Origin of the sequence: Cohaesibacter sp. CAU 1516 (assembly GCF_005771485.1) — a bacterium.
Classification (GTDB): domain Bacteria; phylum Pseudomonadota; class Alphaproteobacteria; order Rhizobiales; family Cohaesibacteraceae; genus Cohaesibacter; species Cohaesibacter intestini.
Map to the genome: position 1 here is coordinate 248229 of NZ_VANT01000006.1, position 14614 is coordinate 262842.

11 protein-coding genes are annotated in these 14614 nt (G+C 57.8%); 10 read left to right on the forward strand and 1 reads right to left on the reverse strand.

Annotated features, from left to right (window positions below; genetic code table 11):
* Positions 1–261 precede the first annotated feature (261 nt).
* The gene (locus FDK21_RS16065; RefSeq protein ID WP_171022122.1) at positions 262–2886 is read left to right on the forward strand and encodes a circularly permuted type 2 ATP-grasp protein; all 2625 of its coding nucleotides are present in this window, start codon (positions 262–264) and stop codon (positions 2884–2886) included.
* 24 nt (positions 2887–2910) lie between these two features.
* Positions 2911–4056: a transglutaminase family protein gene (locus FDK21_RS16070; protein WP_114011095.1), complete on the forward strand. Its 1146-nt coding sequence runs from the start codon at positions 2911–2913 to the stop codon at positions 4054–4056.
* A gap of 85 nt (positions 4057–4141) precedes the next feature.
* Here FDK21_RS16070 and FDK21_RS16075 read toward each other — a convergent pair whose 3' ends face one another.
* Positions 4142–4774: a TetR family transcriptional regulator C-terminal domain-containing protein gene (locus FDK21_RS16075; RefSeq protein ID WP_138149796.1), complete on the reverse strand. Its 633-nt coding sequence runs from the start codon at positions 4772–4774 to the stop codon at positions 4142–4144.
* 285 nt (positions 4775–5059) lie between these two features.
* On the opposite strand from FDK21_RS16075, the gene FDK21_RS16080 reads away from it, so the two are divergent.
* The 8 genes from FDK21_RS16080 to FDK21_RS16115 all read left to right on the forward strand — a co-directional run bounded on the left by FDK21_RS16080 (position 5060) and on the right by FDK21_RS16115 (position 14473).
* Positions 5060–6367, forward strand: a complete 1308-nt coding sequence (locus tag FDK21_RS16080) for an aspartate aminotransferase family protein (protein ID WP_138149798.1) — start codon at positions 5060–5062, stop codon at positions 6365–6367.
* Between the two features lie 3 nt (positions 6368–6370).
* On the forward strand, positions 6371–7861 hold the full coding sequence (locus FDK21_RS16085) for a CoA-acylating methylmalonate-semialdehyde dehydrogenase (protein ID WP_138149800.1): 1491 nt from the start codon (positions 6371–6373) through the stop codon (positions 7859–7861).
* 156 nt (positions 7862–8017) lie between these two features.
* Positions 8018–9259, forward strand: coding sequence for a Zn-dependent hydrolase (locus tag FDK21_RS16090; protein WP_138149802.1), 1242 nt, complete (start codon positions 8018–8020; stop codon positions 9257–9259).
* An 82-nt stretch (positions 9260–9341) separates the two neighbouring features.
* Complete coding sequence (gene hydA / locus FDK21_RS16095; protein ID WP_138149804.1) at positions 9342–10799, forward strand: dihydropyrimidinase; 1458 nt, start codon at positions 9342–9344, stop codon at positions 10797–10799.
* Between the two features lie 102 nt (positions 10800–10901).
* Complete coding sequence (locus tag FDK21_RS16100; protein WP_114011147.1) at positions 10902–11699, forward strand: ABC transporter ATP-binding protein; 798 nt, start codon at positions 10902–10904, stop codon at positions 11697–11699.
* Entirely contained in the window at positions 11696–12559 is an 864-nt protein-coding gene (locus FDK21_RS16105; protein WP_114011101.1) for an ABC transporter permease, read from the forward strand. The genes FDK21_RS16100 and FDK21_RS16105 overlap by 4 nt, the downstream gene beginning before the upstream one ends.
* The gene (locus FDK21_RS16110) at positions 12556–13401 is read left to right on the forward strand and encodes an ABC transporter permease (protein ID WP_138149806.1); all 846 of its coding nucleotides are present in this window, start codon (positions 12556–12558) and stop codon (positions 13399–13401) included. The genes FDK21_RS16105 and FDK21_RS16110 overlap by 4 nt, the downstream gene beginning before the upstream one ends.
* Before the next feature lie 73 nt (positions 13402–13474).
* Positions 13475–14473, forward strand: coding sequence for an ABC transporter substrate-binding protein (locus FDK21_RS16115; RefSeq protein ID WP_138149808.1), 999 nt, complete (start codon positions 13475–13477; stop codon positions 14471–14473).
* Positions 14474–14614: the final 141 nt, after the last annotated feature.

A 14614-nucleotide genomic window follows, 5' to 3' on the forward strand; every position in this document is an offset into this window, starting at 1 on the left:
TGAGGATATAAACATCCTCCGCAATGTATATTCTTTGTTTCCAAGCAAAGCAGTGTTACAAGCATCCCTCCCGGAACTTCAGGGAAATCCCTGAAGTTTGCGGACGGAACATGAAGCGCCGACCAAAATCAGACACAAAGGCATGGTGAAGCAACTTTGCAGCATTCCAGTTCGCAAAAATGCACATTATGCTGGTATCGAGCGGCCTGATCCTTCTCGTGGTGAGGATCAGGGAACAATGCGCCAATGCGCGGAGACTGTATGCAGTTGAACCAAGCCGGAAGCCCGACGAATGTGAAATCATCAGGCGGCGAAGCGAACCAACAAGGGGAAGCGGTGGGACAAGACCTGTCTTCCTTCTATCAGCCTCTTCCGGGTGTCCATGATGAAATGATGGACGCCAGCGGCACCGTCATGCCGCATTGGGCTGCGTGGTTCCACGCTTTCTCGCACTGGACGACACAGGAACAATCGGACAATTCGGAGCAACTCAACAGCAAGGTCCGCGAGACCGGCATCGCCTACGACTTGTTTGCAGACCCCAATGCGGACGAGCAGCCCTGGTCGATTGATCTGACCCCGCTGATCATCGCACCCGAAGAATGGCAATGGTTGCAAACGGCCATTTCCCAGCGGGCGCGACTGATGAATGCGATCAATTCCGATCTCTATGGCCCGCGCAAGCTGATCGAAGGCGGCTTCATACCCGCCAGCCTGATCTTCAGCGACCCCACTTATCTACGGCCAATGCAGGGCAACCGCGGCGCGATGGACGGCATCCAGTTCTTTGCCACCGACCTCGCCAAAGCGCCGGATGGCAACTGGCGCGTTCTGGATAATCACGCAGAGACCCCGGCTGGCATCGGCTTTGCCGTGGCCAACCGCATCGCTGTAACCCATTGTGCAGGCAATCTGTTCCGTGAAACCAATGCCATGCGGCTTGCCCCCCACTTCCAGCGGATGCAGTCGACACTGGTCAACCGGTCCGGTATGGAAGACCCGCAAATCGCCATCCTGACGCCCGGACCGGAGCATCCTGACTATTTCTCCCATGCCTATCTGGCGCGGTATCTGGGCTATCTTCTGGTCGAAGGCGGCGATCTGGTCTGTCAAAACAATCAGGTTTGCCTCAAAACCCTTGCAGGCCTCAAGCCCATCGACATGATCATCCGCTCGATCGAAGGAGCCCGGGCCGATCCGCTCGAGCTTCGCCCCGACGGCTTTGACGGTGCCACCTCGCTGGTCCGTACCGTGCGCAACAAGGGCGCCAAGGTGATCAACCAGCTGGGCACGGCCATCGTGGAAAATCGGGGCCTTGGCCCCTACCTGCCGCGCATCTGCCAGTATTTGCTGGGCGAGGAGCTTATGCTCAAGGAAGCCCCGCGCTGGTGGCTGGGTGATCCGGCGTCGCAGGCCCATGTGCTGGCCCATCTCGATCAGATGCTTATATCCGACGCCCATGAAGGGTCCGGCAGACCAGGCGAAGCCCGCCCTGCGATCGATGGAGCCTCCCTGGACGATCAGGCCCGCAAGGCCTTGATTGACAAGATCCAGCTGCATGGCCGCACCATGGTCGCAGAGCAAAAGATGGCCTTTGCCACCACCCCCAGCTGGACCGGCAGCCGCCTTGAGCCCAAACCCTTTGCCGTGCGTTTCTTTGCGTCGCGCAAGACCCAGAGCTTTGAAGTCATGCCCGGCGGCCTGTCCATGTCCGTTGGCGACACGCAAGCCATCGGCCTGCATTCACCACGCGGCCTGACACGTGATGTCTGGATTCAATCCGAAACCAAGGTCGCTCCGGTCGACAGCATCTGGGCCAGTCTTGAAGCCTCCACCGCCTATTCCCGCGCCGGGCGTTCCCTGCCCAGCCGGATCGCTGACAATCTCTTCTGGCTCGGCCGCAATGTGGAGCGGACGGAGTGGCAGTTCCGCCTCTGCCGTCAGGCTTTGGCGCGGCTGGAAGAGGATAGCGGCCCGGAAGAAGATCAGCGCACCGTACGCGCTGCTCTGAACAGCCTTATCCTGCGCGCACCCAAGGCCCAGATTTTCGATGCGGGCTTTGGTGGCATGAATGACCTTGAGAGACTGGTGCGCACCATTCTGTATGGCAAGGACCGGGCCCATGGTTTTCAGGAAAGCCTTTATCATATGCACCGGCTGGCGGGATTGACCCGCGACCGCATGTCATCGGATGCCTGGCATATCCTGAACGACTTCTTCACCGACCGCCGCTGGCACAAGGAGCCGGGCTTCGTTCATGCTGGTCAGGTTGTCGACATGCTCGACAGAGGACTGGTCAGCCTTGCCGCCTTTTCCGGTGTGGCGATGGAAAACATGACTCGCAATTTCGGCTGGCGTTTTCTGGACATTGGCCGCCGCATCGAACGGGCGGAAAATCTGGCCACCCTGTTCAGCCGTCTGGTCTTTGCCCCCGGCATGACCACCGACGCCGCACGGCGCATGATGTTCATTCTCGAGGTCGCAGACAGCTTCATCACCTATCGCTCGCGCTATCGTATCATGCCGGCACTGCCAGCGGTGATCGACCTTTTGCTGCTGGACGAAACCAACCCACGCTCGATCGCCTTCCAGATCGCCGCCCTGTCCGACCACATCGATTCCCTGCCGATGGAACCGGAGCAAGGCCTGCGCAGTGAAGAGAATCGCCTGATCCTCGAACTCAGGTCCGAGCTTCAATTGGCCGAAGGCCATGTTCTGGCACATATCCCCAATATGGAAGAGGCCAAACCGCTGGAAGACATCATCGCCGAGCAAAGCGATCTGGAAAAACTGCTCAGCAACCAGACCACGAAACTGCCGCAACTGACCGATATCCTGACCAAGCGCTACTTCACCCATACCGAAGAAAAGCCACACCGTATCTGACCCCGCGAGGAGCACGAACCGAGCATGCGCTACCGGATTACCCACAAAACGGATTATCGCTATGTCAATGCGGTGGCCCAGTCCAACCATCTGGTGCATCTGGGGCCACGCCAAACCATGGGGCAGACCATTGAGCGGCATGAACTGCTGATTAATCCAAAACCAGCCTTGCGGCGGGACTATCACGACTATTTCGGCAATCCGGCCCAGCATCTGGTGATCGAAGAGAACCACAATCTGTTCTCGGTCGAAGCCCAAAGCATCATCAATGTCGAGCGCGACCATACCGCGACCCTAGCCCTGTCGGTCGCCGGGTGGGAGACCGTGCGTGATTTGATGTTCGATCCCAAATACACAGCCGAGGCCGAATTTACCTGCTACACGGGCTTTACCACCCCCACCGCCGAGATCGCAGCCTATGGCGAGATTTCCTTCCCGCCGGGGCGCCCCATGCTGCAAGCTGTTCTGGACCTGACCAGCCGCATTTATCATGACTTTGACTATGACAGCACGATCACCGATGCCACCACACCAGTGGAGCAGATGTTTGAAATCAAGGGCGGCGTCTGTCAGGATTTTGCTCATCTGCAATTGGCTTGCCTGCGCGCTCTGGGTCTGCCTGCCCGTTATGTTTCAGGCTATTTGCGCACCTATCCACCGGAAGGTCAGCCGCGCCTTGTCGGTGCAGACGCTTCGCATGCCTGGATATCCGTCTGGTGCCCGGAAGCGGGTTGGGTCGATTTTGACCCGACCAACAACAAGATGATCGCCGACGAGCATATCACTCTGACGATTGGTCGGGATTTTGTCGATGTCAGCCCCTTGTCAGGCGTCATTCTGGGAGGTGGTCAGCATTTCATCGATGTTTCCGTCGACGTGATGCCGATCGACAATAGCGGCAAGGAAATCGGCCAGTCGATCACCAATGCAGACCAACAGGCCAAACCGGCCGCGTCGGCCCCGGCTGCGCCTGCGCTGGCCCCTTCAGCCCCACAGTCACCGCCCCCTGAGCAAGCCACCCAGGAACAATCCCAGGCGCCGGGGCTGGCCCGTACCCAAGAGCAATCCCAGTCGCAGGCCCAGCAATCCCAGCCCGCATCGGGCGATCAAGCATCCCAGACAGCCTCGACCCCACCGATTCCACCGATCTCCGCAGATCGGACCTACTGATCAAAATGCACGAAGGGCAGCGCAGACCCAATTGGTTTGCCTGCCCTCATAAAGCTGTTTGAGATGTCGCCGCACAGGGGAGTGATCAGTCGCCTTTGCAAATCCCGAACAACAGGATCGACTTGACCGCCTGCTTCGTTTCTTCCCACTGCTCGTTACTCAACTCACGGCCATCATTCAGCGTCGAAATCTGGTGCTTGAAATCCGCATAATGCTGGGTCGTCGCCCAGATGGCAAAAAGCAGATGCTTGCCGTCAATCGGACGGATCTTGCCCATCTCGATCCATTGATTGATTACCGCCACCCTCTGGTCGGTCCAGCTTTGCAACTCGCTCTCAAGATAGTCCTGCACGATCGGCGCGCCCTGAATAATCTCGTTGGCCCAGACCTTCGAGCCATAGGGCCGCGTGCGCGCCAACTCCAGCTTGGTGTCAATATAGGCCCCAAGGGCGGCAACAGGATCCGAATCCACGTCGATCTCGTCGGCTGCGGCCCGCCAGACATTGAAGATATCTTCCACTACCGTGCGATAGAGCAGTTCCTTGGACGAGAAATAATAGACCACATTGGATTTCGGCAAGCCCGCCATGTCCGCAATCCGGCTGATTGACGCCCCATTATAGCCAAATTCAGCGAAGATCATCTCGGCAGCGACCAAGATCTTTTCAATATTGTTTTCCCGGTTTTGTTTTTGCGTCGTGTATTGCGTGTCTGCCATTCAAGAACCCGTATGTCTTTCTTTCGCATTGCACCATATTCCAGAGCGATCGACTCCGGGCTTTTTAGTAATCAGGCGTGACCAAATTTCTTTAACAAAAAGTGGCGCAATTTTTTACTTTTCGCAGCCCAATTTGTGAATAATTGAACAAATAATAGGCAAAAAGCATTTTTCTGACCGATCGTGCGGGAAAAATATTGACCGATCGTGCAGACGATGCAAGCGTTCATAACATGAAAGACGGATTTAGCAAAAGTTTATGCTGTTCGTGTGGGGGAATGAGCGATGCAAAATGATCTATCGGCCTTCTGGATGCCATTCACGGCAAACCGGCAATTCAAGCAAGCACCGCGCATGTTCGTTGGTGCCGAAAACATGCACTATCGCACGGCAGACAACCGCCAGGTGCTCGATGGCACCGCAGGCCTGTGGTGCTGCAACGCCGGACACAAACGTCCCAAAATCGTTGAGGCCATCAAGGCACAGGTTGATGAGCTGGATTATGCACCCGCTTTCCAGATGGGGCATCCCAAGGCGTTTGAGCTGGCAACCCGCGTCCGCGATCTGGCTCCTGATCCATTCGAACATGTCTTCTTCACCAATTCCGGCTCTGAGTCGGTCGAGACTGCGCTGAAACTGGCACTTGCCTATCACCGCGCCAAGGGCCATGGCGAACGCACCCGCCTGATCGGCCGTGAGCGCGGCTATCACGGGGTCAATTTCGGCGGCATCTCGGTTGGCGGCATCGTCACCAACCGCAAAATGTTCGGCTCGCTCCTCACGGGTGTGGATCACCTGCCCGCCACCCACCTGCCTGAGCAAAATGCCTTCACCCGTGGCCAGCCCGAGCATGGCGCCAATCTGGCCGACGAGCTGGAACGGATCATCGCCCTGCATGGGGCCGAAACCATCGCCGCCGTGATTGTCGAGCCGGTTGCAGGCTCAACCGGCGTACTAATCCCACCGAAAGGCTATCTCGAGCGTCTGCGCGCCATCACCGCCAAACATGGCATCCTCTTGATCTTTGATGAAGTGATCACCGGCTTTGGCCGCCTTGGCGCGCCCTTTGCTGCGGATTATTTCGGCGTCATGCCAGACATGATCACCACCGCCAAGGGCCTGACCAACGGGGTCGTCCCAATGGGGGCTGTGCTCACCACCGCCGAAATCCATGATGCCTTCATGACCGGCCCAGAACATATGATCGAACTGTTCCACGGCTACACCTATTCGGGCAACCCGATTGCCTCGGCAGCTGGCATCGCCACGCTGGAAACCTATCAAGAAGAAGGCCTGTTCGAGCATGCCAATGCGCTCGCGCCTTACTGGGAAGACGCTCTGCACAGTCTCAAAGGCCTGCCCCATGTCAAGGATCTGCGCAATCTGGGCCTGATCGGCGCGATTGAGCTCGAATCGATTGAGGGCGAGCCAACCAAGCGCGCTTTTTCGGCCTTCCTCAAGGCCTATGACAAGGGTCTTCTGATCCGCACCACCGGCGACATCATCGCCCTCTCCCCACCGCTTATCATCTCCAAGGCTCAGATCGACGAGATCTTCGACACCCTTGCCGGGATCCTCAAGGAGCTTGACTGATCCATGTATTCTGTGACCAACCTCATTGACGGTGAAGCCGTCGCCTCCCAGTCTGGCCGGGAAAGCGCCATTTTCAACCCTGCCACCGGTGAGCAGATCGGCACGCTCGGCCTGTCCTCGGACGCCGAGATCAATCAGGCGGTTGCCTGCGCCAAGGCGGCTTTTCCCGCTTGGGCGGCCACCCCACCAGCCAAACGCGCCCGCATCATGTTCGCCTATGCGGCGCTGGTGCGCGAACGGGCCGACGACATTGCCCGCGAGATCAGCCGAGAACATGGCAAGACCCATGACGATGCGCTGGGCGAAGTGGCCCGCGCCATGGAAGTGATCGAATATGCCTGCGCCGCACCGGAATTGCTCAAGGGCGAATTTTCCCGCAATGTCGGCCCCGGCATCGACACCCAGTCTGAACGCCAGCCTTTGGGCGTTGTGGCGGGCATCACGCCCTTCAACTTCCCCGCCATGGTGCCGATGTGGATGTTCCCAATGGCGATTGTCTGCGGCAACACCTTCATCCTCAAGCCATCCGAGCGGGACCCGTCCGCGGCCACATTCGTTTGTCAGCTTTTGATGGAAGCAGGCCTGCCAAAAGGCGTGTTGAATGTCGTCCATGGCGACAAATCCGCCGTCGATTGCCTGCTCGATCACCCGGATGTCAAAGCCGTCAGCTTTGTCGGCTCAACCCCAATCGCCAAGTATGTCTATCGCCGTGGCACCGACAGCGCCAAGCGGGTGCAGGCTCTGGGCGGGGCAAAAAATCACATGATCGTCATGCCCGACGCCGACATGGATCAGGCCGCCGACGCCTTGATGGGCGCTGGCTATGGTTCAGCCGGGGAACGCTGCATGGCTGTTTCTGTCGCCGTACCAATTGGCGAAGACACCGCCGACAAGCTGGTCAACGCGCTGAAACCAAAAGTCGAAGCCCTCAAGATCGGCCCCTCCACCGACGAAACAGCCGAAATGGGTCCGGTCATCACCGCCGAGGCCAAAGATCGGATCTCCGGCTTGATTGACAGTGGTGTTGCGCAAGGGGCAGATCTGGTGGTCGATGGCCGCGGATTCTCGCTGCAGGGCTACGAGCAGGGTTATTTCCTTGGTGGCAGCCTGTTCGACAAGGTCTCCCCTGAGATGGACATCTACAAGACCGAGATATTCGGCCCGGTCCTCTCGATCCTTGAACCGCAGAGCTTTGAGAGTGCGGTCAAACTGATCAACGAGCATGAATATGGCAATGGCACCGCAATCTTCACCCGCAACGGCGACGCGGCGCGCAAATTTTCCTCGGCCATCGAGGTCGGCATGGTGGGCGTCAATGTCCCCATTCCAGTGCCGGTGGCCTTCCATTCCTTTGGCGGTTGGAAACGCTCCTCCTTCGGCTCCCACGGCATTTATGGCCCCGAAGCGGTGCATTTCTACACCCGCCTGAAAACGACAACAACACGCTGGCCTGAGGGCATCCCTCAGGGCGCCGTCTTTACCTTCCCGAGCTAGCGGCCCGCATATTGGGGCCAAACCGGCTGGGAAGACCAAAAGGTCAAAGCGCTCTTTAGAAAGCGCGACCTTCCAGAGATTGAAATAATGGCAGGCGTTCGAGGCTACTCGTCCGTCAACGGGTGGTGCTTGCCGAACGACAGGGAACATTTGGCTATGAAAAAGAATTTACGCATTGATTCCGATCGCCTCTGGCAGTCGCTGATGGATATGGCAAAAATCGGCCCCGGCATTGCTGGCGGCAACAACCGCCAGACCCTCACCGACGAAGACGCCGAAGGCCGCGCTCTGTTCAAAAGCTGGTGTGATGCCGAAGGCCTGACCATGGGCGTCGACAAGATGGGCACCATGTTCATGACCCGCCCCGGCACCGACCCGGATGCCTTGCCAGTCTATGTCGGCTCCCACCTCGACACCCAGCCAACAGGCGGCAAATATGATGGTGTGCTGGGTGTGCTTTCGGCGCTTGAGTTGGTCCGCACGCTGAACAATGCCGACATCAAGACCAAGCATCCAATCGTCGTGACCAACTGGGCCAACGAGGAAGGTGCGCGCTTCTCGCCGCCAATGCTGGCCTCCGGTGTCTTTGCCGGGGTGCATTCCCTTGACTATGCCTATGGCCGTCAGGATCTGGAAGGCAAAACCTACGGCGAAGAGATCAAGCGCATCGGTTGGGTTGGCGACGAAGAAGTCGGCGCCCGCAAGATGCACGCCTATTTCGAATATCACATCGAGCAGGGCCCGATTCTGGAAGCCGAGAATAAGGAAATCGGTGTTGTCACCCATTGTCAGGGTCTGTGGTGGCTAGAATTCACCCTAACCGGCAAGGAAGCCCATACCGGCTCGACCCCGATGTCGATGCGCAAGAATGCCGGTCTCGCCATGGGCCGCATCTTTGAAATGGTTCAGGACGTGACCATGGCAGCTCAGCCCAATGCGGTGGGCGGCGTCGGGCAGGTCACCTTCTCGCCGAACTCCCGCAATGTGTTGCCCGGCACTGTCGTCTTCACCGTCGACATCCGTACCGTCGATCAGGAAAAACTCGACGGCATGCGCGACGCGATCCGCGAAAAGGCAGCCATCATTTGCGAAGAGCTGGAAGTCGGCTGCTCGGTCGAGATTGTCGGCCACTTCGATCCGGTCACCTTCGATCCCGGTCTGGTCGACAAGGTCCGCAACGCAGCCATCGAACTTGGTTACAGCCATATGGACCTCGTCTCCGGCGCTGGCCATGATGCCTGCTGGGCCGCCAAAGTCGCCCCGGCAACGATGATCATGTGTCCTTGCGTCGATGGCCTCAGCCACAATGAGGCAGAAGACATCAGCCAGGAATGGGCGACGGCAGGCGCAGATGTCATGCTTCATGCCGTGCTCGAAGCCGCAGAAATCGTCGAATAAGGCCGCCAAACATCCATTCACCTGATGCGCTGACCCGACCGCAGCAAACGAGATGTCGGCGCAATGACCAAGGAGAGTAGCTATGACCAGCAAAGTGATTAAGGGCGGCACCATTGTCACCGCCGACCTTACCTACCCATCGGACATCAAGATCGAAGACGGCGTCATTGTCGCCATCGGCCCAGACCTTACCGGCGATGAAGTGCTTGATGCCAGCGGCTGTTACGTCATGCCCGGCGGCATCGACCCCCATGTCCATCTCGAAATGCCTTTCATGGGCACCTATTCAAGCGATGATTTCTATTCCGGCACCCGCGCGGCGGTCTCGGGCGGCACCACCATGGTGGTTGATTTCTGCCTGCCCGATCCGGGCCAGAGCCTGCTTGATGCATTGAAGCGCTGGGACAACAAATCCACCCGCGCCGTCTGTGACTATAGCTTCCACATGGCCATCACCTGGTGGGGCGAGCAGGTCTTTGACGACATGAAGACCATCGTTGAGGAAAAAGGCATCAACAGCTTCAAGCATTTCCTTGCCTATAAAGGCGCGTTGATGGTCAATGACGACGAACTGTTCGCCTCCTTCCAGCGCTGCTCCGAGTTGGGCGCTTTGCCGATGGTGCATGCGGAAAATGGCGATGTGGTCGCCTCGATGCAGGCCAAACTGATGGCAGAAGGCAATACCGGCCCTGAAGGCCATGCCTATTCCCGCCCGCCAGAGGTGGAAGGCGAAGCCACCAACCGCGCCATCATGATTGCCGATATCGCCGAAGTGCCACTTTATGTCGTCCATACCTCTTGCGAGCAGTCGCACGAAGCCATCCGCCGCGCCAAGCAGGCCGGTATGCGGGTCTATGGTGAGCCTTTGATCCAGCACCTCACTCTGGATGAGAGCGAATATTTCGACAAGGACTGGGATCATTCCGCCCGCCGCGTGATGAGCCCGCCTTTCCGTAACAAGCAGCATCAGGACAGCCTGTGGGCTGGTCTTCAGTCTGGCACGCTCTCCTGCGTTGCCACCGACCATTGCGCTTTCACCACCGACCAGAAACGCTATGGTGTCGGCGACTTTACCAAGATCCCCAATGGCACCGGCGGTTTGGAAGATCGCATGCCAATGCTCTGGACCTATGGGGTGACCACCGGTCGCCTGACGATGAATGAATTTGTCGCGGTCACATCGACCAACATCGCCAAGATCCTCAATGTCTATCCGAAAAAAGGCGCGATCCTCGTCGGTTCTGACGCGGACATCGTCGTCTGGGATCCTGAGCTCTCCAAGACCATCACCGCCGACAAGCAGGTCTCTGCCATCGATTACAATGTCTTTGAAGGCAAAGAGGTCAAGGGCCTGCCGCGCTACACCCTGTCTCGCGGCAAGGTGGTGTTCGACAAGGGCGAGCTGAAGACCGAGGAAGGCCACGGCCAGTTTGTCCCGCGCCAGCCCTTCACTGCGGTCAACAAGGCGCTTTCCACCTGGAAAGAACTGGTCGCCCCGCGTCCGGTCGAGCGCACAGGCATTCCAGCCTCCGGCGTCTGACCCCAACTATGCCGCTGCGGGGATCCCGCCCCCGCAGCGGCCCGAAACTTGCATGAAGCTGTCAGTTGAGACTCTGCAGCAATGAACAAAGGAATAGTCAAAATGAGTCAGGCAGACTTTCATGTGGTCAAGGCCAAGGACCTGTGTCTGACCTTTCAGACCAATGACGGCCCGGTCCACGCGCTCAAGGATATCAATATTGAAATCAACAAAGGTGACTTTGTCAGCTTCATCGGCCCGTCCGGCTGTGGCAAGACCACCTTCCTGCGCACCATTGCCGCCCTCGAGCACCCAACCTCCGGTAGCCTGACCGTCAATGGAACCAGCCCGGAAAATGCCCGCATGGACCGCGCCTATGGCTATGTCTTTCAGGCTGCAGGCCTTTATCCATGGCGCACCATTGCCAAGAATATCAAGCTGCCGCTCGAAATTATGGGCTATTCCGCCCAGCAGCAGAACGAGCGCGTTGAAAGGGTTCTCAAACTCGTTGATCTCGAAGGCTTTGGCAACAAGTTCCCCTGGCAATTGTCCGGCGGCATGCAGCAACGGGCCTCCATTGCCCGCGCCCTGTCCTTTGATGCCGATATCCTGTTGATGGACGAACCGTTCGGAGCCCTTGATGAAATTGTCCGCGACCATCTCAACGAGCAACTCCTCCATCTTTGGGAGACAACCGGCAAGACCATCGGCTTTGTCACCCACTCCATTCCCGAGGCGGTCTATCTATCAACCAAGATCGTCGTCATGAGCCCCCGCCCGGGCCGCATCACCGACATAATCGAAAGCACCCTGCCGCGCGAGCGGCCACTGGAAATCCGCGACAGTCCGGAATTCATCGAAATTGCCCATCGGGTTCGCGAAGGCTTGCGCGCTGGCCATGGCGATGGAGCAGACGTATGAAGAAAGCCTTTGCCATCCTCACGGTCATCTGCACCATCGTCATCCTCTGGTATGGGGCAGCGGTGAAAATGAATGCCAAATGGTCGTTGGAAGCCGCCAGCCGCGCAGGCGTGACCTTGACGACTTCCGAGCTGATTTCCAAGACTCTCAATCAGGAGCGCCCGGTTCTGCCTGCCCCGCATCAGGTGGCAAGCGAATTCTGGAAAACGACAATCGAGAAGAAAATCACCTCCAAGCGATCGCTGATTTTCCATGGCTGGATCACCCTGCGTGCCACCATGCTCGGCTTTCTGATCGGTACCTTTGGGGGCATCATTCTCTCTGTCGGGATCCTGCATATCCGGGCGATGGATATGGGCTTCATGCCCTGGGCGATTGCATCGCAAACCATCCCTATTCTCGCCATTGCACCGATGATCATCGTGGTTTTGAATTCGGTCGGCATTCAGGGGCTGATCCCCAAGGCAATCATTTCCGCCTATCTGAGCTTCTTCCCGGTGCTGGTCGGCATGGTCAAGGGTCTGCGCTCACCCGACCAGATGCAGCTGGACCTGCTCAGTACCTATCATGCCAGCAAGCCTGAAACCTTCTTCAAGCTGCGCCTGCCCTCCTCGATGCCCTATCTCTTCACCTCGATGAAAGTTGGCATTGCCGCCTCACTCGTCGGCACCATCGTTGGCGAATTGCCGACCGGGGCCATTCGCGGGCTTGGTGCACGCCTTCTGACCGGCTCCTATTATGGCCAGACCATCCAGATGTGGGCAGCCCTCTTTGCCGCAGCCCTGCTGGCTGCCAGCCTGGTGGCCCTCGTTGGATTGGCCGAAAAAGCAGTCATGAAACGCATGGGGATGGACCGATGATCGAAGTTATAGTCTCCTTCTTCACATGGATTTTTGCCTGCTGGGTGAATGTCAAACTGTCCCACAGCGCCATAAGTGACACCCGCGCTGTCAAGCTCGCCGTGCCGATCCTGTTTGGTGTCACGGTGATCGTCGTCTGGGAATTGCTGGTGCGTGGCCTGCAAGTGCCGCAAGTCATCCTGCCGACCCCAAGCGCCATCGCAGTGAAATTTGCCGCCTCCACCGATCTGCTCTGGGCCGATTTCATCCAGACCTTTGTCAAAGGGGCCTTGTCAGGCTATCTGATGGGGTGCGGGTCGGCCTTTCTCATCGCCCTGTTGATTGACCGCATGCCCTTCTTGCAAATGGGTCTCCTGCCGGTTGGCAACTTCGTTGCAGCCCTGCCGATTGTCGGCACAGCCCCGATTCTTGTCATGTGGTTCGGCTTTGACTGGCATTCCAAGGCTGCCGTTGTCGTGGTGATGGTCTTCTTCCCGATGCTGGTCAACACCCTGCAGGGACTGACCACCAGCGATCACATGCAGCGCGATCTGATGAAGACCTATGCCGCCAATCACTTCCAGACCCTGCTCAAGCTGCGTCTGCCGATGGCCATGCCCTTCATTTTCAACGGCCTCAAAATCTCCACCACCTTGGCGTTGATCGGCGCGATCGTGGCGGAGTTTTTCGGCTCGCCCATCGTCGGCATGGGCTTTCGCATTTCCACCGAAGTTGGACGCCTTGGCCTTGATATGGTCTGGGCAGAAATCGTTGTCGCGGCAATTGCCGGGTCCGCCTTTTACGGACTGGTCGCGACACTGGAGAAAGGGGTGACCTTCTGGCATCCCTCACAAAGAGGCTAAAGCCTCACACTATAAAAACCAAAATAAAAAGACCAAAAGCATCACCATTAACCTCCTGACTAGGGAACGTAAAATGAAACAGACTTTAAAGACATTTGCTGTTGGCGCTCTGGCTGCAGCATCTTTCCTCGGGGCTGGCGCAGCCTACGCGGCAGATGCCATGACCCTGCAATTGAAATGGGTCACACAGGCCCAGTTTGCCGGATATTATGTTGCGTTGGAAAAGGGCTATTACACGGAAGAAGACCTTGATGTGACCATCAAGCCGGGCGGCCCGGACATTGCACCGACCCAGATTCTGGCTGGCGGCGGCGCTGACCTCGTCATTGACTGGATGCCATCCGCTCTGGCTGCCCGTGAAAAGGGGCTGCCGCTGGTCAACATTGCCCAGCCATACAAATCCTCTGGCATGATGCTGACCTGCCGCAAGGATAGCGGCATCAAAAGCCCTGAAGACTTTCCCGGCAAGACCCTTGGCGTCTGGTTCTTCGGCAACGAATATCCATTCCTGAGCTGGATGAGCATCCTTGGCCTGTCCACCGAAGGTGGGGACGGCGTCACCGTTCTCAAGCAGGGCTTCAATGTCGACCCACTCCTGCAAGGTCAGGCCCAGTGTGTCTCCACCATGACCTACAACGAATATTGGCAGATCATCGATGCAGGCCTGACACCGGACGACCTGATCACCTTCAAATATGAAGAACAGGGTGTCGCCACCCTTGAAGACGGTCTCTATGTGCTGGAAGAAAAACTGTCCGATCCGAAAGAAGTCGACAAGATGGTCCGCTTCGTTCGCGCATCTATGAAAGGCTGGAAATACGCCGAATCCAACCCGGATGAAGCCGCCGAAATCGTCCTTGAATATGACGAAACCGGTGCCCAGACCGAAAAGCACCAGAAACGCATGATGGGTGAAGTCGCCAAGCTGACCGCCGGTTCCAATGGCGCGCTTGACCCTGCTGACTATGAGCGCACCGTCAAGACCCTGATGAGCGGCGGTTCTTCTCCGGTCATCACCAAGATGCCTGAAGGTGCATGGACCCATGTCATCACCGATGCAGCCCTGAAATAGGCCTTCGCTGACAGCCAATTGACAAAGCCCGTCCGGCAGACCCGCCGGACGGGGCCTTGATCGGGAGCGGATCCGCCCCTTCCCGATTGTGCCAATCTCGTTCGATCAAGTCCAACAGAGAAGCCTACCGCAACGCAGCAT

What these genes read in the sequence shown, in the direction of transcription:
- FDK21_RS16070 (WP_114011095.1), top strand. Translation starts at nt 2,911, where the DNA reads ATGCGCTACCGGATTACCCACAAAACGGATTATCGCTATGTCAATGCG.
- FDK21_RS16090 (WP_138149802.1), top strand. Translation starts at nt 8,018, where the DNA reads ATGAAAAAGAATTTACGCATTGATTCCGATCGCCTCTGGCAGTCGCTG.
- FDK21_RS16065 (WP_171022122.1), top strand. Translation starts at nt 262, where the DNA reads ATGCAGTTGAACCAAGCCGGAAGCCCGACGAATGTGAAATCATCAGGC.
- FDK21_RS16110 (WP_138149806.1), top strand. Translation starts at nt 12,556, where the DNA reads ATGATCGAAGTTATAGTCTCCTTCTTCACATGGATTTTTGCCTGCTGG.
- FDK21_RS16105 (WP_114011101.1), top strand. Translation starts at nt 11,696, where the DNA reads ATGAAGAAAGCCTTTGCCATCCTCACGGTCATCTGCACCATCGTCATC.
- FDK21_RS16080 (WP_138149798.1), top strand. Translation starts at nt 5,060, where the DNA reads ATGCAAAATGATCTATCGGCCTTCTGGATGCCATTCACGGCAAACCGG.
- FDK21_RS16100 (WP_114011147.1), top strand. Translation starts at nt 10,902, where the DNA reads ATGAGTCAGGCAGACTTTCATGTGGTCAAGGCCAAGGACCTGTGTCTG.
- FDK21_RS16115 (WP_138149808.1), top strand. Translation starts at nt 13,475, where the DNA reads ATGAAACAGACTTTAAAGACATTTGCTGTTGGCGCTCTGGCTGCAGCA.
- FDK21_RS16085 (WP_138149800.1), top strand. Translation starts at nt 6,371, where the DNA reads ATGTATTCTGTGACCAACCTCATTGACGGTGAAGCCGTCGCCTCCCAG.
- hydA (WP_138149804.1), top strand. Translation starts at nt 9,342, where the DNA reads ATGACCAGCAAAGTGATTAAGGGCGGCACCATTGTCACCGCCGACCTT.
- FDK21_RS16075 (WP_138149796.1), bottom strand. Translation starts at nt 4,774, where the DNA reads ATGGCAGACACGCAATACACGACGCAAAAACAAAACCGGGAAAACAAT.